The organism is Putridiphycobacter roseus (genome assembly GCF_003234935.1).
In the GTDB taxonomy this organism is placed as follows: domain Bacteria; phylum Bacteroidota; class Bacteroidia; order Flavobacteriales_D; family Crocinitomicaceae; genus Putridiphycobacter; species Putridiphycobacter roseus.
Genome location: NZ_QKSB01000001.1, coordinates 1 through 19,607 on the forward strand (window position 1 = coordinate 1; position 19,607 = coordinate 19,607).

A 19,607-nucleotide genomic window follows, 5' to 3' on the forward strand; every position below is an offset into this window, starting at 1 on the left:
ATTGTTGAAACGAATTTAGGCTGTACCGATACCGCCGCCCAAACCATTACCATTCATCCGAGTCCAGTTGTCGATTTTTCAATCAATGGCAACTGCCTAGTTGAAAGAACTGTGCTTAACGATTTAACAACAATTGCAGGAACTAGTTCTATTGACAGCATTCACTGGCAATTTGGAGACAATACTTTTGGGATTGATTCCATTGAAAATCATATTTATAATAATACGGGTTCTTATTCCATCCAACTTTTTGCCCAGTCGGACCAAGGGTGTGCGGATAGCTTGGTGCAGACTGTTTTTGTCAATCCAAATCCAATAGCAGATTTTAGCATTACAGATACTTGTGTGTTTCAGTCCATTAATTTAAACAATAATTCCAATATTGCTTTAGGCACCATTACCAATAACGAATGGGATTTTGGGGACAATACTACAAGCGCTTTATTTGAACCTGGTCACACTTTCAACCAAGCAGGGAATTACAATGTTCGGTTGGTAGCAATCTCAGATTCTGCTTGTACCGATACCAGCACTTTAAACATCACCATTCACCCGCAACCTGTCGCGGATTTTACTTTTACTTCTTCTTGCTTTAACGCATCTTTTTTTGATGCGTCTAATATTTCGAGTGGAAATATCAATGATTACGCATGGGACTTTGGTGACATAGGTACAGCGAGTATTCAAAACCCAAACCATGTTTATACTGCCAATGGTAATTATACGGTCAGTTTACAAATCACCAGTGGTTTTGGTTGTGTACACGACACCAGTAAAAGCATTGCCATTTTCAATAATTTTACGGCAGATTTTGTTTTGTCTAATTCACAAATTTGCAGCGGGGATTGCATTCAGTTTTCTGATTCCTCCACAGCACATACAGGTGGAACTTACACTTGGGCATTTTCAGATGGACAGACTTCTAACTTGAAAAATCCATTGGTCTGTTTTCAAAATTCAGATGAAATTCCTTTAGGAATAGATGTGCAATACAAAGTCGAGACCCACTCAGGTTGTGTGGATTCCATTACTTATACCAATTACATTCAAGTCTATCCTCGTCCCACCGCTTATTTCACTTACACTCCTGAAGACCCCAGCATTTCAAATCCATATTTAGTCTTTCAAAATCAATCCACCAATGCGGGTTCATTTACATGGAACTTCGGAGACAATGAAACTTCTGCGGTAGTCAGTCCGAGTCATGTGTACCCAGAAATTGCCAAGGAATACAGTGTGGTGTTAACCGCTTACGACCAGTCCGCCAATTGTCACGATACTTACCAAACAACCATTAGCATTGCAGATGAAATTTTGTTTTTTATCCCCAATGCCTTTTCCCCAAACTCAGGCAATATCAACAATACTTTTCAACCTGAATTTACTTCGGGAGTAGACATCTACAACTTTAGGATGCAATTGTATAACCGTTGGGGAGAAATTGTCTTTGAGACCCAAGACCCAAACATAGGTTGGGACGGACAATACCAAAACCAATTTGTCGCCGAAGCAGCCTACGTTTGGAAAATCGACTTCACCGAAACCATGTCGGATAAGAAGCATACTTATTCGGGCTATGTGACGGTGGTTAGATAACTAGATACTTTACAATAGAAACTAGACTTAAGATCATAGTCTTTATTCTCATTTTCCGAAAACCAAAACCTCATATTCCAACCACCAAAAAGCTAACGGCTCATGGCTAAAAACTAACCGCTAAATTAACTTCTTTATAAAAAATCTAAGGGCTAAATACCAAAAGCTTCTTCGTTCTAAAACTTCACCATTTTATGAATTGCTTTTTCATTCACTTGAATAAAATAAATACCGCTACTCCACTCCCTCGTATTGATTTTCATTTTAAACGCATTGCAACTTTCTTCTTGATAAATTAATTGTCCATTTACTTGATAGATAAGAATAGTATGAATCATTTCTTCCTCATGCAGCGTAACATTTACCTCATCAGTAAAAGGACTTGGATAGATTGCTAAGTTAAGTTGATTAACACTTTCAATTCCTGTTGACAAAACATTTTCAAGCGCATTATAAATGGTAAAATCATCAAAAGAAAAGCCTTCAAAATTTGCATTTGAATATGAGCTTTGTTGGTTACTATAATCAGTATTCATATTGAACCTAAAATAAACCGTACTTTGATTTAAAAAAAATGAATTGTGATCTATATTAATGAGAATCTCCTCTTGTTGCCAATTTCCATTCATATCTCCATCATACAAAGCCGCTCCTTCTGGCTGAAAACCATTGCTAGCTGACTTATTAGAATAAGTACTGTTTGATGCTGGTCCACCCGGCTTTGTTAATTTACCGCACAAGGGAGACCAATTCAATCCATCAGTTGAGACTTCGAATTGAACATAATCAAAACTGCGTTCCAAGTCCCATTTTGTGTAAAATTGGATATGTACATTACTGGAAACACTCAAATCAAAAGAATTATTTAATTGAATGGATTTAGATTGATTGGCCAAATAAGGCGCCGTATTTGTGGATGAAATAGCTTGACTTCCTGAAAAAGCATCAGGACTTAAATACCAACTGCCACCGTATTCCGTCCAATTGGTTAACCCAACAAAATCTGGATCATCTTTAAATATAATGCTTGGTTTATAAACCTGCGTAATGGTAGATTCAAACAATAGGCTATCAGATCCATAGTTGTTTGTTAAAGTGACCAGGTATTGAATGGTATCATTGATTTGAATATTGGGATCTAAAATAAAATTTATCCCAACTTCACTTTGCTCCAAAACATTCATCCCGCTAATTATTACTGGAGGACCAACTGACAATACATTTGAAGATAAAGGATTTACAGTTACGGTAAAAACACCTTGTGTTTGGCCCAGATTTTCTATTCCAAAAAACAGGGAATCATTCATGGCATCCACAGCAAGCTTATTTAAATCGTGCAATTTTGCATAGGTACCGGAATAATAAGCTGCCAAAAAATTCATTCGCATGGCCCTTTTGGCAATGTGAACAAAATTTGATGGTGTAGGCCAAAAACCACCCTCGTTACTATTTCCATTTTCAGGTGTCCAAGCCAAAGTATGCTTGCCCGACCCCACTCCAGTAGCGGTTCCATTTGCACTCACACCTGCTACACCTCCTTGCATCCAATCATTCATATTGCCACTGTTTAAAGCGCTAATGGAGGAACTGGGTCCGTATGCATAGCGATTATAAAAACTCATATCGTGACTATATTTAGCGTATTCAGCTGCTCTTGGATTTGGAATAGCTGTTCCCGCATAAGCATGCAGCATGGCATTTTTATAACTGTGGTGATTCAATGATAATTTAAAATCATGTTGTAAGAAAAAATCACGCATGATTTGTGTTTCATTTTCAGAAAAAGGAGCAGTCCCCATATAAGTTGCATTGCAAGGTGAAGTGGACGACCCACCATTCCCCCAATAATAAGCTGAATTTCTATTTAAATCAATGCCATCAGAGAATTGGCCACAAGCATTTCCCCCATTCATATTTTTTCTCTGCATGCCTCCTCCATTTGGGCTTTGCGCTTCATTGTATAAAAAACCATCAGGATTAAAAACTGGAATAAAGAACAAGGCTTGGTTATTTAATAAATATTGAATACTTTCATCACTGTCATAATGTTCTAACAAATACCACATATAATACAATAATTGCATCACTGAGCTTGCTTCACGACAATGAATTAAAGATTGGTATAAGGCTTCGGGTTCATTGGGTTCATCTACATCTGGGTTATCAGAAATCCGTACATAATAAATAGTATTGCCTTGTATGGTGGTTTGATTTATAGGTGAGGCATCCAATTTTAATGAGATTAAATTTGGGTATTGTGCCCGCATTTCATCCAACTCCTGCATTACTTGGGCATTGGTTAAACAACCACCAAATGAATTTGGGGAATTTTGCGGGTTTAGGTGCCAGTTTGAAGGTACGTCCCAATCAATTTCATCACAGCTATTATACTGTCCAACATTTTTTAATACACTTTGTCCTTTAATGCCTTGATTTAATTTCATTTTCTCCAATTCAAGCCTGGCTTGGGGTAAATTTTCTACTGCTCTGTCACTATAATATTGCGTAAGATCCGGGATTATTATTTGATAGTTTATCTGATGATTCGATAATTCAGCCAACTCAACTTCATTCAATTCAATAAAAATACTGTCTTGCTTTAAAGTGGCTCCACAACTTAAATCAATACCTAAATGATGCAATGTTTCTAAAACCTCATTAGCAGCTAGACTGATTCCGACCCTTTGATAAATGGGTGGTCTTAAAGCATCATCTTTCAAGCTTTGCGCAAAACCATTAAAACTAAGCAATAAGAAAAACAACAGAACAGAACGAATCATAGCATAACTATTTAATAGTGTATGGTCTAAGTTAACAATAATTATTTGAAGTCAATTATCTAAAATTGATCCATTAAGAAGTAATATTGTATTAAGATAACTTGCTTTTTTGATTACTTAATTAATGTCAACTAAAGACTTATACAAAAAAGAATATTTTAAAATAGAACAAAACAAGACATTAGTCAGTCAGCACATAAAACCCCATTAACCCACTCATGAAAAACAGTTTACATATTTGGAGTTTAAATTTAAATTATATAACTTAGTATTGAATTCAAAAAACCATTTTATGAAAAAGTACATCTTTAATGTCTTGTGTCTTGTACCAAGAAAATAAAGCTTTTAGTCAAGTTTTAGATTTGAAAGTAATTAATAAATGTGAACTTTCAATCTCGGTAACAGTATTAGTAATTAAAGATTGCCCTGGAAATCAAAATTATTCGAATTATGTATTTCAACAATTTACGGTCCCTGGTTTTTCTGCTATAAATTTACAAGCGTTCTATGCGAATGATCCTTCCGCACATTGGGTAAGTGCAACCGCTCAATATATTGTACCCGGTGGTCAATCACCATGGGTGGTAACTACAACACCAACAATGTTTTGTGTAGGAAATAATTGGAATTGGGGTAATGGGTCTGGAGGTGGCATGTCTGGAGGTGGCATGTCTGGAAACTGGTATTATCCTCCAAATGGATGGGATGTTCAACTTGTATTTAAGTGTTAATTTTTATTTTATGAAAAAAATATTTGCCAAATTAATTATCTTCCTATTCCTCTTGGGTAATTGTTTTACACTTAAAAGTCAATACACAAGTATTCCAGATGGCTCATTCGAAATTTACCTCATCAACTTAAACATTGATTCAGGTCCAATTGCTGATGGACAAATTCTAAACTCAAATGCTGAAGCCATAGACTCACTTTCTATCTCCTCCCAATTCATTAGTGATTTAACAGGATTAGAAGCATTTACTAATTTAAGGTATCTTCAAATCAATACATATTTTGGCAGTACATTACCCATTCACACCATGGACTCACTGAATGAGTTATACCTTAATTTCGTGTCGGTCAATAACCCTAATTTAAGCCAAAACACAAACCTTAAAAAAATTCAATTTACAAACTCCTCAATAGATACCTTAGTGATTACCAATAATACAAATTTAGAATATATAGGACTTGGCAGTTTAAATTGCAAATCCATTGACTTTAGCCAAAACGCGAATTTAGAAATATTATTAATTCAAAATGTCAGCATGGACAGTATTGACATCACTTCGAATCAGAACTTAATTAAATTAGTATGTTCAGATTCTTTAAATGAAATTAACTTGACACAAAACCATCTTTTAAGATATGTTACGCTTGAGAATAACTTCATAAGTGAAATAGACCTGAGTCAAAATTCGAAAATCAAAAGCTTAAATTTATTTAAAAACCAAATTGATTCCATTGACCTCAGTTTTCAAGACTCCTTAACCCTACTTGGATTAAAAAAAAACAATTTAACTAAATTAGATGTCTCTAATTTAAATTTTTTAGAATCTTTAGACTGCGACTCTAACCATATTAAAATACTAAATCTTCAACACAATCCTGTTTTAAGATGGATTAATTGTGCCAGTAATAATTTAGAGCAATTGAATGTACAAAATGGTAATAACCATGCGATTTTAATTGATTATGAGTTTGACACAAGAGACAACCCTAATTTAACTTGTATTCAAGTGGATAATGTAGCTTTTAGTAATAACACTTGGACAAACAAAGATATTCAATCGTATTTTAGTTTAAATTGCGAATATGACCTTGGTTTGATGCAAGAAAACTTTACGGATATAAACTTATTTCCAAATCCTAACCATGGGACTTTTCAAGTTAAAATTTCGGGACTGTCTAAGCGAATGGAAATAGAAATATACAATACCATAGGACAAAAAATTTACCATGAATTTACGGTAAACTCAAATTGCGCGGTTATCGAAACAAATTTAAGTCCTGGTATTTACCTTTTAAAGCTAAAAGATCAAGCAGGTAATCAATTTTCAACATTCATTGTAGAATAATTCTTAAAATTAATGTCTAAAAAAAACAGTACAAATCAAAAAAGCTGAACAACGACGTCATTGTTCAGCTTTAATTAATAATTTTAAGTCTTCTACAGAATATAAATAAACTGTACTTGACACTTTAATATTACGATTTATTACTCCTAATCGATCTGACTCAATTTCACCATATTTGAAGGACCTTTTTCTTCAATAGGAACTGAAGCAATGTTGATGACCAAGTCATTCGCCTTTAAAAAACCATTTTTCTTTAAGATGTACTTACTATCTGCAATGGTATGATCGGTACTTACCATTTTATCGTAATAAAAAGCACGTACTCCCCACACCAGGTTTAATTGTGTTAAAATCTGGCGGTTTTCAGTAAATACAAATATATCTGACTTTGGTCTTTGAGAGGAAACTTTATAGGCGGTATACCCTGAAAAAGTCATGGTAATTATACCTTTTGCCTCTACCCTTTGTGAAAGTCGAGCGGCATTAAAGCAAATAGAATCAGAAATAAACCGTTCTTGACTTTTTTCTGGCACCTCTTCTTTGTGGTAAATTTCGTCTGACTTTTCCACTTCCATAACAATCTTGGTCATGGCCTTAATCACTTCTATTGGAAATTTACCTACTGAAGTTTCTCCAGATAACATTACGGCATCCGCGCCATCTAATACCGCATTAGCGACATCATTTACCTCAGCTCTTGTAGGAGTGACATTTTCAATCATGCTTTCCATCATTTGCGTTGCCACAATAGTAGGTTTTGCATATTCACGACATTTACGGATAATCATTTTTTGAATGGTTGGTACTTTTTCCATTGGCACTTCCACCCCTAAATCACCACGCGCTACCATTACCGCATCTGTTTGAATGATTATATCATCAATATCCGCAACAGCTTCTGGTTTTTCAATCTTAGCAATCACCTTGGCATTACTAGTATGTTTTGATATGATGTGTTTTAATTCAATAATATCTCTTGCCGAACGCACAAAAGAAAGTCCAATCCAATCGACATTATGTTTTAAAGCAAACTCCAAATCAATTAAATCTTTTTCCGTTAAACTAGGTAATGAAATTTTTGTATTGGGTAAGTTCACTCCCTTTTTAGAAGATAATTTACCGCCATGAATTACTTTAGCAGCAACCTCATCTTTTTTATTAGAGCTTAATATTTCTAATTCTAATTTACCATCATCCAACAAAACTTTATCCCCTACAGCAACATCTTGTGGAAAGGTTTGATAAGTAAGATACAATTTTTTCGCTGTACCCATGCATTTCTTAGTCGTGATAATCAATTCTTCGCCATTAATCAAATCGACATGGTTATTTTCTACCTCACCTATTCTGATTTTTGGACCTTGTAAATCCGCCAATAATGCGACGCTATATCCAAGTTCTTCATTTATTTCACGCACCATGTTCAGGGTATTCAAATGATCTTGATGGGTACCATGCGAAAAATTTAATCGACATACGTTGGTACCATTTAGAATCATTTCCTTCAATACAGCCTTATCATTAGTAGATGCAGGGCCCATTGTGGCAACAATTTTTGTTTTTTTATTAATCATATTTATATATTTTAAAACAACAAGTTCGCTTTCGACTTCAGTTGTTCGGGGTCATAATTAAATGCGGTTAAAATACAGTCTATTTTTTTTAACCGCGTTAAGAAATCATTAAGTATTAAGTCGTAATTGTCTTTAATTATCAAAAAATAATCGATTTGATCTTGTTCAGGAATCAATCGCTTATAATTATCAAAGGATAGATTTTTTAATAAATAATAAGATTGAAAAGTCTCCTCATCTGTATACTCATAAAATGAAAAATAGTATTCTCCATCTTTTTTATTTTTTAAATAATAATCATCCGACTTACTTAAATTAATCTCTAATGCACTATTCATTGCCCAACATAATCTATAATCAGAATGACTGCAACAGATTCCGATTAAATCAAAATTGTATTCTTCTTCTAAAAATAACTTATGTTTGGCCATAGACGTAACAAATGTATTAATTTTTATACGTACAATAAATTTATATGTTTACCATTTAAGTATATTTATGCTTAAATCTTTCACATTTCTACAAAATGATTCTTAAAACGACTAACAATCAAAAATTTGACACTAAAAATGGGATTGACATTTCCTTACCCCTTAGTCCAACTTCAGGCGCTTTAGCTTGGTATGTTGCACCTGTAAAAATTTGGCCGGTGACAGGAGATGGATTTATAGGAAAAGTTACAGAAGGTGGCAGTACCAACTTTAACAACATATTGCTGAATCCACATGGGAATGGCACACATACCGAAAACGTAGGACACATTAGTCGGGAGTTTTATAGTATCAATGAATCACTCACACAGTTTTTTTACCATGCATTATTAATTACTGTGCAACCTGAATCTTTTAAAAACACCGATTTTGGTGAAAATGATTGGATAATCACCAAGGAATTATTAGCAAACCAAATAGGTGATCAAAAAAATTTTGAAGCGATTATCATCAGAACATTGCCTAATGAAGTGGTGAAGAAAAATAAAAATTATTCGAATACTAACCCACCTTACTTGACCAAAGACGCCATTGAATACATTAATGCATTAAACATTTTACACTTGTTGATTGATTTACCTTCTGTTGATCGTGAAAATGACAATGGTAAGTTAATGGCACATCATACTTTTTGGAATTATCCAGACCAACCAAGACTAGATAAAACGATCACAGAATTGATTTATGTTCCCATTGAAGTGAAGGATGGACCATACATTTTAAACTTGCAAATTATCAGTTTAGAAAACGACGCTTCTCCAAGTAAACCCATTTTATACCCAATAGAAAGCTAATGTTATCAGAATTAGAAACCTTTTTTAGAATGAAAGCAGAACCACAACAATCCTGCTTGTATTTTTTGCGTTCCATCATTACGGGTTTTCATCCCGAAATAAGGGAAACCTACAAATGGAAATTGCCATTTTATACTTTTGAAGGGAAAATGTTTTGTTATTTATGGATGGATAAAGAAACCGAACATCCTTATATTTGTTTTACCAGAGGTAACGAGATGGATCACCCAAGCTTGGTGCAAGGAGAAAGAAAGAAAATGAAGGCTTTTTATATTGACCCTTATGAAGACATTGACATGGAAACCCTGACCACATTAATGAACACTGCCATTGCATTATACGAATAGAAATGAGTGTAAACCACGACCACAACCACACCACATCCATCAAGGGTAAAAAGTTATTTTTTACTATTTTACTCAATATTTTTATTACAGTAGGACAGTTAATTGGTGGCCTAATTTCAGGAAGTTTAGCATTAATATCTGATGCATTACACAATTTTACAGATGTCATTTCTTTGGTAATAAGTTATACTGCCGATAGAATGACCAAAAGAGAACAAACCTTGAGTCATACTTTTGGCTATAAAAGAGCCGAAATAATTGCCGCTTTTATCAATGGGGTTAGTTTAATTATTGTTTCTGCTTATTTGGCTTACCAAGCAGCATTTAGATTAATAACCCCTGAACCCATTGCAACCAATTATGTGATTTGGTTGTCCCTAGTAGCCATAATTGGCAATGGTATTTCTGTCTTAATTTTACAGAAAGATGCCAAGGATAACTTGAACATGCGTTCGGCTTATATCCATTTATTTTCGGATTTAATTATTTCAGTCGCGGTTTTAATTGGCGGTTTAATGATGCATTTTTTTAGTATTTATTGGATTGATCCTTTATTGACTATTACAATTTCTATTTACTTGTTCTTTTTGAGTCTTAAAATCGTAGTAGAATCAGTATCTATTCTCATGTTGTTCAGTCCAAAGCACTTGTCTATTTTAGATATAGAAACTGCCGTTTGTAAATTTCCTAAAGTAAAAAATATGCACCATGTGCACTTATGGGAATTAAATGACAAGGATATTTATTTAGAAGCTCATTTAGAGTTTGAAGAAGACATTACCTTGTCCGAATTTGATGCTGTTTGTCAGTCCATTGAAGAAATGGTTCGAAAAGACTTCAATATTTCACATACCATGTTTCAGCCAGAATTTTTTAGAGAAGATGAAAAAGTATTAATTATACAAGATTGATTAATATCCGCCTTGAAATTTACGAATAAACCATTCTACAGATAAAAACAAAACAACCATAAAAAATAACCATTTATAATCTATCAAATCGTCAAATGCTTTTTCTTGATAGGTAATTGGTAAAATGTCTTCTCTGTTTAACAAAACCTGTTCTAATTCATCTAACTGAGCAGGTAACATAAATTGTCCACCAGTTAATTGAGACATGTTTTTTAACAGTCGGTGGTTGGCAGTAAGGTAAGCCAATTCTAACTTTGATTCCTTGACAATAAATGTCCCTTTTTTGTTAAATACTTTCCCGTTAAAGGTGGTTTTTGCCTCCCAAGAATAAATTCCTTGATTTAAATTCCCTAAGTTCAATTCATATGCAGCTGAGGAACGGTAAAATACGTTGTTTAATTCCTTTCCATCTTCATCTTTTAAAGTAAACTTCACTTCCGGTGTATTAATCAAATCGTAACTCGCATTATACAATTCTGCACGCACCAACACTTGGTCTGTTTCGTTATACTCATTCAAAATATTAACTTTAAATGGGTCTTTATTTTCCTTCACCGCGAGATAGGTAATTAATTTAGAAATAAATATTTCAAAATTTTCGGTGGACTCGTGTTGCATTTGATCAAATAAACGCCAACGCCAGATTCCTTCCCCTAGAATAACCGCATACCTATTGTTTCTTTTTTCATTCACATACACCAAGGGTTTAGTCAAATTGATATTCCCTATCTTTTGAAAACCAATTACATTTACACCGCCTGAAAACTTCATATTGCCTTGGGGAGTAGCCAAAGGTGGTGCCTTACTTAACATTTGCATTACTTCTGCAGGGTAAATTATTTCGTTAAAATTTGGATTAGGTGAAAAGCTGACATCTTCTTTTTTACCTCCTTGCCCAGAGAATCCAATATTAGCATTTGACAAGGCATTCAAATCAGCATTTAAACCTATAATATTTAAGACTGGCGTGGCATTCGTTTTTACCATTTCATCTAATACTGGATTGCCTTTTTGGTAATTGTGCATAATAATTAAATCGTACCCCTTTAAGTCTCCTTTTAAATCGACAATAGCACTTGCATCTACATCATAATTATCATTATTTTTAATCACATACTTAATGGCTCCTATGTCGGGATGGGTGCCACTATATGTCAATAATATTTTTTGACGGCCATCCATAATATTCATGTAAAAATTCTTCTCATTGTTTCGGTAAGTAAACTCTTCTGCCAGGTGTGTTACAGAAACCATATACTTTCTATAACCAATACTTTTAGCGTTCAAAGTAAAATCAACTATTATGTCCTCTTCTTCACCTTTGGTTTGAATAGATTTACTTTGCAATAATTTTCCCCCTTGCATTAGACTTACTTTTAAGGTTTTTCCTTTAAAACCACGTTGGTGTATATTTACTTGCACCGGGAAATCATTACCTAAGAAAGCAATATCATTATGTATCAAATCAGCAATCAAAACATCTTTTAAAACAGCAGTATCCCCTAAACCTATAGTGTAAATTGGTACAGTAGGTTTTCGGTTTAAAGTATAAACTGGATTTTGTCCTTGGTTATAAATACCATCCGTTGCCAGTACAATAGCCCCAATATTACGGTTAGCATATTGGTCATAAATTTGATTTAATGCCATAGAAACATCTGTCAATTTATGGTCATAACTACTGTCTAATTCGTTGGTAACGACATTTGAAAAACCATAATTAATGGTTTCAAATTTATTCGCTAAGTGATTAGAAAAAATTTGCAGTTCTTTTAAGTAAGCGCCTTTATAATAACTGGAATCTTTTGTCTGAATAATGGATTCCGATTGATCCTGCACAATAAAAATAATTGGCTTCTGACTTTTATTATTGAATTTTTCTAAGATAATCCCCAAGCATAGCAAGCCAATAATGGCGACACTCAAAAATCGAAACGCGAATAAAATCCATAACCAGTATTTTTTTAAATCGACTAATATTTTTTCACGATAATATAAGGTAAAACTATAGGCAAGTGCTAAGACTATGATTAAAAATATCCAGGCTGGTTGATATGTAAATAGTAATTTCAATTATTTTTTTTTGATAAAAGTAAAAAATACTTTCTTTAAGTCTGTTAATATTTAGTTTTATCTACTAATTTTAAAACTGAATTGAAAAAACAACACATTGCTACAATTTTTTAAAGAGTTTGGAATCGGGTTAAAAAACTATTGGATAGGGACTAAATTTCTATTTAGCCACAAACTTTACGGTTATTTTATCTTTCCCCTTATCCTCTTTATCGGTATTTATTTATTAGGTAATTATTTTCAAACCATAGAATTAAATATTAGTAATGAACTTTCGGTTAAATCAGAGAGTATTGAAACCATCAATCAATTGATTTACGAAACCATTGCCATGTATTTTTTTGATGGCTTATACATCATATTTACCCAATTCACCTTATACATAGTCGTAGTACTCTTATCGCCAATTTTAGCTATTTTATCCCAAAAAATTGAAGGAATTTTAACAGGCAATGCCTATCCTTTTAATTTTAAAAATTTAATCAATGACATTAAGCGAGGTGCCATTATTGCTTTAAGAAATTTAATTTGGTATTATATTTTTGTAGGTATATTTTTAGGTTTGGTTTCTTTCTTCGATTTATCGGCAAAGAGCTTTATCATATTTGCTATTCCTTTTATCGTTGGTTTTTATTATTATGGCTTTAGTTTTATCGATTATGTAAATGAAAGAAGAAGATTAAACATTCAGCAAAGTGTTTATTTTGTCTCACAACATAAGGGACTAGCCATTGCAACGGGCAGTGTTTATTCCACCTTATTTTTACTTTATTTTTACATTGCAAATAACCATGACGCTATTATCGCCAAATTTGGCTACGGTCAACTTTGGGAAATTGGGGCATGGAGTCTATTAACTATGGCAGCCTTGAGTCCGATAATTGCCATTGCGGCAGCTACGCTATCTATGAATGAGATCGTTGACTTAAAAAAAGTCCCTAAAAGTTAAATGTCGACTATATTTTAGTATAAAATAATTTTTTATTGTAGTTTTGATAAAACACTAACCACTCCTATGAAACATACCTTATTCCTACTTTTCTTATCCTTAAGCAGTCTTGTTTACGCCTTTGAATCTACCCCGCCAGATTCCACGTTGAGCATACTGAAAAAAGCAGAAATAAAAATATTAATTTCAGATGGAAGAACATTTTATAATGAAGACAGATACCGTCTTGGCTTGTTAAAATTTAGGGAAGCTTTGAGTATTAATAAAAATCATGCGAACGCTAATTACTGGGTAGCAGAAAGTCATTTAGCCTTAGGGAACTATGGTACCGCTTTAAAATATGCTAAAATTGCAGAAAGTAATGACCCCAATGCAAATAAAGATTTACAATATGTAATTGGCCAATCGAATCACCGTTTAGGTAATTTTGATGCGGCAATCAAAGCCTATGAAATGTCATTATTAACCATGCCCAAGTCTAGAATAAAAGGACTGTTAGTCGATAAAAAGATTTCGGAATGTAAAAGAGGACTTGAAATGATTAAAACGCCATTAGATGTTACTATTAAACCATTGGGTGCAACGGTTAATTCAAGGCATGATGATTATGCTGCTTTTTTATCTAATGATGGACAGCAATTATATTATTCTTCTAGAAAAGCACAGAATACTGGTGGTGGCAAAAGTGCTGGTGACAGTAAGTATTTTTCAGATATTTTAATTTCCGATTGGGATGCTACCAGCAAGGATTGGACAACAGGAAAAAACTTAGACCCAAGGATTGTAAAATTAAATTCCCAAGGCTTTGATGACATGGCTGGTTTTTCTGCAGATGGTGCTGTTTTATATTTAACCATTAACACGGAAGGCTTATTAAATGAAAAAATAAATACACAAAGTACCGACATTTACTATTCGACATTAAACAAAGAAAAAAATTGGGCATCACCAAAACCATTCGATAGGTCCTTGAATACTTTTTACTTTGAAGCTTCACCGACTTTCACAGAAGATGGAAATACCATGTATTTTATCAGTGAAAGAATAGGCGGAGAGGGAAAAGCAGATATTTGGACCAGTAAAAAAGTAGCTGATGTTTGGCAAAAAGCAGAAAATTTAGGAAATACCATCAACACGGCACAGCAAGAAACTACTGTTTTTGTAAGTGGGGATAATAAATATTTATTTTTCAGCTCTGAAGGTCATGAAGGAATGGGTGGTTATGACATTTATGTATCCAAAAAAGTAGGAGAAAATTGGTCTACGCCAATCAACATTGGCTTCCCAATTAATGATGTATCTGACGAAACACATTTTGTTTTCTATCCAAAATTAAAAAAAGCATATTACAGTAAATTAAGCACGGACAATAACGGTGGACTGGGAGGAAGAGATATTTTTGAAGTGAACCTTACTACCGAAGCAATTGAAAAAATATTTTCAAGTTTATAATTAGTTGTTAAATCCGTTATTTTTAATTATTTTAGCCCTAAATATACCCCTAACTTAGTTGAAACCAATATTCAAATACTTCGCTTTTATATTGTGCTACTGTAGTATCTTCACAGTCAATGCACAGTTCGACACTTTGAACAGTGTCTTAAAACCAAGGATTGGTATCGGTACAGGAACGGTAGCTTATTTTGGTGAAATTCAGCAATACCAAAGCGGCTTCTCTTCTACAGTTAATCGTATGGGAGGAAATGTCACTTTAAATGCACCATTAACACAAGCTTTTAATTTAGAATTTTTAGCCGTTTATGGAAAAGTTAGTGCCAACGAAAGAACCTTGACTAGGAATTTGAATTTCGAATCCAGGGTCAGAATGGCCAGCGTTAGTCTACAATACAATTTTTATCCGTTTTTCGATCCTACCCGCTCTTTTTTCAATCCATATGTTGGTATAGGTTTTTCTACTTTTGAATTCCTTTCAAAAACAGATTTATATGATGCTAATGGACAAAAATACTATTATTGGACGGATGGTTCTATCATGAATTTAGCCCAAAATGATCCTGGAGCAAACAATGCAAAACCCTTGATTAGAGATTACACTTACGAAACAGATTTAAGAGAACAAAACATTGACAGTTTAGGGAAATATAAAGAGCAAAGTTTTGCCATACCTATTTCCTTTGGTGTTGAATTTCACATGACACCTAGAGTCGACTTTAGAATTGGTGCTACTTTAAATTATACTTTCACTGATTTATTGGATAACATTTCAGTAGCAGGAAGTGGTGAACGAAAAGGAGATGCTAGGAATGACTTTATTTTGTATTCAAATATTGGGATTAGTTACGATTTAGAAAAATTAAAAAAGGAGGACGAAGATGAATTCTTAACTGAAGAAGAATTATTGGCTTTATACGATAGAACGGATTGGGATAGTGATGGAGTTATTGATGCTTTGGATGATTGTTTTGCTACGCCATTAGAAGCTTTAGTAAATGAGTTTGGTTGTCCTTTAGATACAGATGAAGACGGCGTGCCGGATTATTTTGATGAGGAAGTAACACCGAAAGGTAATTATGTCAACCAATACGGGGTAACCATTACTGAAGCTGAATTTTTGAGAATTCAACAATTATTAATCGATTCAACTGGATTGGCTTACGGATTTGAGGAAGATTTTTTAAGGGTTGATTTTAAAAATGACAAAGGACAAATTGTAAAAACAAAAGGCCGTGGAGAAGATGGTAATAAAAGTTATGTTGTTATTGTAGGGAAAGAACATAAAAGTATCTCTGCAAATGACCTACACCAGTACTTAGGCTACACTGATTTTGAAACTGTAACTAAAGGAGATACCGTTTATTATGTTTTAGGTAAATATGAATTTATTGAAGACGCAGTTGCAGCAAAAACAAGTCTTGAAAACCAGGGAGTGGTAGTAGATGAGATTGGTAAAGAAACCAGAAATAATAGCGACTTTAAAGCCATAAATACCGAGGTAGTAGATAAAATTGAAAAAATAAACATTGCCGCAGGAAAACCTTTACCTGAATACAATGAATCAAAACCTAGCTTTAGGGTTAAATTAGGAACTTTTGACACACCTATTAATGCCGATAGTATTTATAGAGGTATTGAAAACATCACCTTTGCAAAAGGCCAAGATGGAAAAGTAAGGTATTATGCTGGCGTATACGACTCCTATAAAGATGCGAAAACTCTCTCTAGAACACTGGTAGAGAAAAAAGGAATTGTAGAGAATGAAGTAGTGGCTTACCAAGATCAAAAAAGAATTTCTTTAAAGGAAGCTGGTGTATTATTTTTACCAAACTCTTACGACGAATCCAAAGAAATTGCCTCTTTTGTTGAACCAAGACCATTAGACACTATTCCGAAACGCGACAAACCTAAAATTGATCCAGCTTCTATCAATTATCAAATATTATTGGGCTCCTTCGAAAACGAAATTCCAATTGATGTTATTCAAAAGTTCTTATCTATTGGTGGCGTACAGCCAATCAAAGAGAAGGATGGTACAACCAAGTATTACTCTAAAAAAGTAAACACCTTAAAGGAAGCAGAAGATTTATTAAAAGAATACCAAGGTTACCAATTAACCGACCCAAGTATTAAAGTGCTCTATAAAGGAAAATACTTAACCTTAGAAGAGTTTGAAAAGAAGCAATAAGTCCTTAAAAATCTTTGTGAAAATAAAGTAGTTAATTGACGCTGTGCAGGACTTTAGTCCTACAAAAGAAGGATACTATCAAGAAGTAATCTATAAGAATCAAGCAGCTTTTCGCCATAAAAAAAGACAAGAACCCGCTACTTAACCATACACTGAAGAAATATACATTTCCTTAATCAAGCTTCAAAAATGACAACAGTATCTTTTAGGTCCACGAAAAATGGAGGAGGTATTTAGATTTTAAAATCTGCTTTTAAACTCAAGTCTAAACTTTGGTAAGAATGGGTTAAAGCACCAGAACTAATAAAGTCTACCCCAGTTAAAGCATAACTTCTAAGCGTTGATTTATTGATACCTCCACTGGCTTCTACTTCAAACTTATCTCTAGGTATTATTTTTAAGGCTTCAGTAATTTCACTTGGACTAAAATTATCCAGCATGATACGGTCTACATTTCCATGTTTAACCACCGCAGCTACCTCAGCCATATTTCGAGTTTCAATCTCTACCTTCAATACTTTATTATTCGCCTTTAAATAGGCAGCAACATTATCAATAGCGTTCGTGATTCCACCTGCATAATCAACATGGTTATCTTTAATCATCACCATATCATACAAAGCATACCTATGGTTATGGCCCCCACCGATTTTAACGGCCCATTTCTCCATCATTCTAACACAAGGAGTAGTTTTGCGGGTATCTAATAGTTTAGTGGGTAAATCTTCAATTAAACTAGCATATTCTTTGGTAAGGGTGGCGATACCACTCATGCGTTGCATAAAGTTTAAGACCAACCTTTCTGCGGTTAGGATAGAGCGAGAACTACCACTGACATGAAAGGCGATTTCCCCTTTTTTAATTACATCTCCATCTTTTTTATAGGTAACCATTTCTAAAGTGGGGTCTACTTTTTTAAAAATGATTTCCGCTAATTCCATCCCAGCAAGTATACCATCATCTTTAATGAGCAATTTTGCTTTTCCTTTCGCCTCAGCGGGAACTGTAGCCAATGAAGTATGATCTCCATCTCCCACATCTTCCCTTAAAGCTTGCTCAATAATTGTCTGAATAATATCGTAATCTGGAATTTGTACGCTCATTTTATTTTACATGAAGTTTAACATCTTGTTCGCTTATTTCACTCGGACATAAGATAACCAATCTTTCGACAATGTTTCTCAATTCTCTAATGTTTCCAGTCCAGTCTACCGCGCAAAGTGCCTCCAATGCAGCAGTGTTAAAAGTTTTTGTAGCAATACCATATTCTTGACAAATTTTAGCAATAAAATAATTAGCAAGAATTGGAATATCTTCGGCACGATCATTTAAAGAAGGTACTTCTATTTTAATAACACTTAATCTGTGGTAAAGGTCTTCTCGAAACTCTCCGTTTTCAATCATTTTCTTTAAATCCTTATTGGTTGCAGCAACCACTCTTGGATCTACTTTTATATGTTTTTCTCCACCTACTCTTGTGATTTGATTTTCTTGTAACGCTCTTAACACTTTTGCTTGCGCAGAAGCGGACATATCTCCTATCTCATCTAGAAACAACGTCCCTCCATCTGCTAATTCAAATTTACCTTTTCGCATTTTATTTGCAGAAGTAAAGGCTCCTTTTTCATGTCCAAATAATTCAGACTCGATTAGTTCAGATGGAATTGCTGCACAATTAACCTCAATAAATGGAGACTTAACTCTACCACTTTGTTCGTGCAACTGTCTTGCCACTAACTCTTTTCCTGAGCCATTTGGTCCAGTAATTAATACCCTTGCATCCGTTGGACCAACTTTTGCTATCATTTCAAGAATAGCATGTATGGGCGCTGAATCACCAATAATCGTAGATGATTTGGCTAATTTCTTTACTTCTTTTTTTAATACCACTGTTTCCTCCACTAAATCTCTTCGATCTAATGCATTTTTTATAGTGACTAAGATTCTATTTAAATCTAAAGGTTTTTCAATAAAGTCATAAGCCCCATTTTTAATAGAGTCCACAGCTGTTTCAATATTTCCATGTCCCGAAATCATGATAACTGGCGTTGAAATTTTCTCTAATTTAAAATTAGCCAACACTTCAATACCGTCCATTTGTGGCATTTTAATGTCGCAAAAAATAACATCATAATGATTTTCTCTAGCTGCCTTTAAACCGGCTAACCCGTCTTCTGCAACGTCTACTTTATAGCTTTCAAACTCTAAAATTTCTTTCAGTGTTCTACGAATGCTAATCTCATCATCAATGATTAATATCTTGGTCATGCTTATTGTTTTACAAAAAATAATTTTAAAGTGGTAAAGATAGAAATTTTAAACGATTTTTTCAACCCGTTTCCCAGAGTCTATTTTAAAAAGTAAGATTCTAAA

At 33.9% G+C, this 19,607-nt stretch carries 15 protein-coding genes; 9 read left to right on the forward strand and 6 right to left on the reverse strand.

The annotated features are described in order from the left end of the window. On the forward strand, positions 1 to 1,596 hold a 1,596-nt coding region (locus DNU06_RS00005), incomplete at its 5' end, for a PKD domain-containing protein (protein WP_146239089.1). Between the two features lie 176 nt (positions 1,597 to 1,772). Here DNU06_RS00005 and DNU06_RS00010 read toward each other — a convergent pair. Beyond that, a complete protein-coding gene (locus DNU06_RS00010; protein ID WP_111061155.1) occupies positions 1,773 to 4,376 on the reverse strand; it encodes a M14 family zinc carboxypeptidase in 2,604 nt (867 codons plus the stop codon). Positions 4,377 to 4,687: 311 nt separating this feature from the next. On the opposite strand from DNU06_RS00010, the gene DNU06_RS00015 reads away from it, so the two are divergent. Next, a complete protein-coding gene (locus DNU06_RS00015; RefSeq protein ID WP_111061156.1) occupies positions 4,688 to 5,107 on the forward strand; it encodes a hypothetical protein in 420 nt (139 codons plus the stop codon). Between the two features lie 10 nt (positions 5,108 to 5,117). Then, positions 5,118 to 6,452, forward strand: a complete 1,335-nt coding sequence (locus DNU06_RS00020) for a T9SS type A sorting domain-containing protein (RefSeq protein ID WP_158526784.1) — start codon at positions 5,118 to 5,120, stop codon at positions 6,450 to 6,452. Positions 6,453 to 6,598: 146 nt separating this feature from the next. Here DNU06_RS00020 and pyk read toward each other — a convergent pair whose 3' ends face one another. Then, positions 6,599 to 8,026, reverse strand: a complete 1,428-nt coding sequence (pyk, locus tag DNU06_RS00025) for a pyruvate kinase (RefSeq protein ID WP_199398963.1) — start codon at positions 8,024 to 8,026, stop codon at positions 6,599 to 6,601. 11 nt (positions 8,027 to 8,037) lie between these two features. Further along, positions 8,038 to 8,457, reverse strand: coding sequence for an IPExxxVDY family protein (locus DNU06_RS00030; protein WP_111061159.1), 420 nt, complete (start codon positions 8,455 to 8,457; stop codon positions 8,038 to 8,040). Positions 8,458 to 8,552: 95 nt separating this feature from the next. On the opposite strand from DNU06_RS00030, the gene DNU06_RS00035 reads away from it, so the two are divergent. The 3 genes from DNU06_RS00035 to DNU06_RS00045 are packed head-to-tail and all read left to right on the forward strand — an operon-like array spanning position 8,553 to position 10,569. Next, on the forward strand, positions 8,553 to 9,311 hold the full coding sequence (locus DNU06_RS00035) for a cyclase family protein (RefSeq protein ID WP_111061160.1): 759 nt from the start codon (positions 8,553 to 8,555) through the stop codon (positions 9,309 to 9,311). A gap of 29 nt (positions 9,312 to 9,340) precedes the next feature. Further along, positions 9,341 to 9,658 (forward strand): DUF1801 domain-containing protein, encoded by a 318-nt coding sequence (locus DNU06_RS00040; protein ID WP_233502895.1) that lies wholly within the window; start codon positions 9,341 to 9,343, stop codon positions 9,656 to 9,658. Between the two features lie 2 nt (positions 9,659 to 9,660). Further along, a complete protein-coding gene (locus DNU06_RS00045; RefSeq protein WP_111061162.1) occupies positions 9,661 to 10,569 on the forward strand; it encodes a cation diffusion facilitator family transporter in 909 nt (302 codons plus the stop codon). Here DNU06_RS00045 and DNU06_RS00050 read toward each other — a convergent pair whose 3' ends face one another. Continuing rightward, on the reverse strand, positions 10,570 to 12,642 hold the full coding sequence (locus DNU06_RS00050) for a vWA domain-containing protein (RefSeq protein WP_111061163.1): 2,073 nt from the start codon (positions 12,640 to 12,642) through the stop codon (positions 10,570 to 10,572). Positions 12,643 to 12,739: 97 nt separating this feature from the next. Between DNU06_RS00050 and DNU06_RS00055 the strand changes: the two genes are divergently transcribed. The 3 genes from DNU06_RS00055 to DNU06_RS00065 all read left to right on the forward strand — a co-directional run bounded on the left by DNU06_RS00055 (position 12,740) and on the right by DNU06_RS00065 (position 17,234). Continuing rightward, on the forward strand, positions 12,740 to 13,591 hold the full coding sequence (locus tag DNU06_RS00055) for an EI24 domain-containing protein (RefSeq protein WP_111061164.1): 852 nt from the start codon (positions 12,740 to 12,742) through the stop codon (positions 13,589 to 13,591). A gap of 66 nt (positions 13,592 to 13,657) precedes the next feature. After that, entirely contained in the window at positions 13,658 to 15,043 is a 1,386-nt protein-coding gene (locus DNU06_RS00060; RefSeq protein ID WP_111061165.1) for a tetratricopeptide repeat protein, read from the forward strand. A 136-nt stretch (positions 15,044 to 15,179) separates the two neighbouring features. Then, positions 15,180 to 17,234, forward strand: a complete 2,055-nt coding sequence (locus DNU06_RS00065; protein ID WP_111061166.1) for a hypothetical protein — start codon at positions 15,180 to 15,182, stop codon at positions 17,232 to 17,234. A gap of 233 nt (positions 17,235 to 17,467) precedes the next feature. Here DNU06_RS00065 and nadC read toward each other — a convergent pair whose 3' ends face one another. Together nadC and DNU06_RS00075 are read right to left on the reverse strand one after the other, a co-directional pair. Further along, complete coding sequence (gene nadC, locus DNU06_RS00070) at positions 17,468 to 18,337, reverse strand: carboxylating nicotinate-nucleotide diphosphorylase (RefSeq protein WP_111061167.1); 870 nt, start codon at positions 18,335 to 18,337, stop codon at positions 17,468 to 17,470. A gap of 1 nt (position 18,338) precedes the next feature. Continuing rightward, entirely contained in the window at positions 18,339 to 19,502 is a 1,164-nt protein-coding gene (locus DNU06_RS00075; protein WP_111061168.1) for a sigma-54-dependent transcriptional regulator, read from the reverse strand. Positions 19,503 to 19,607 lie beyond the last annotated feature (105 nt).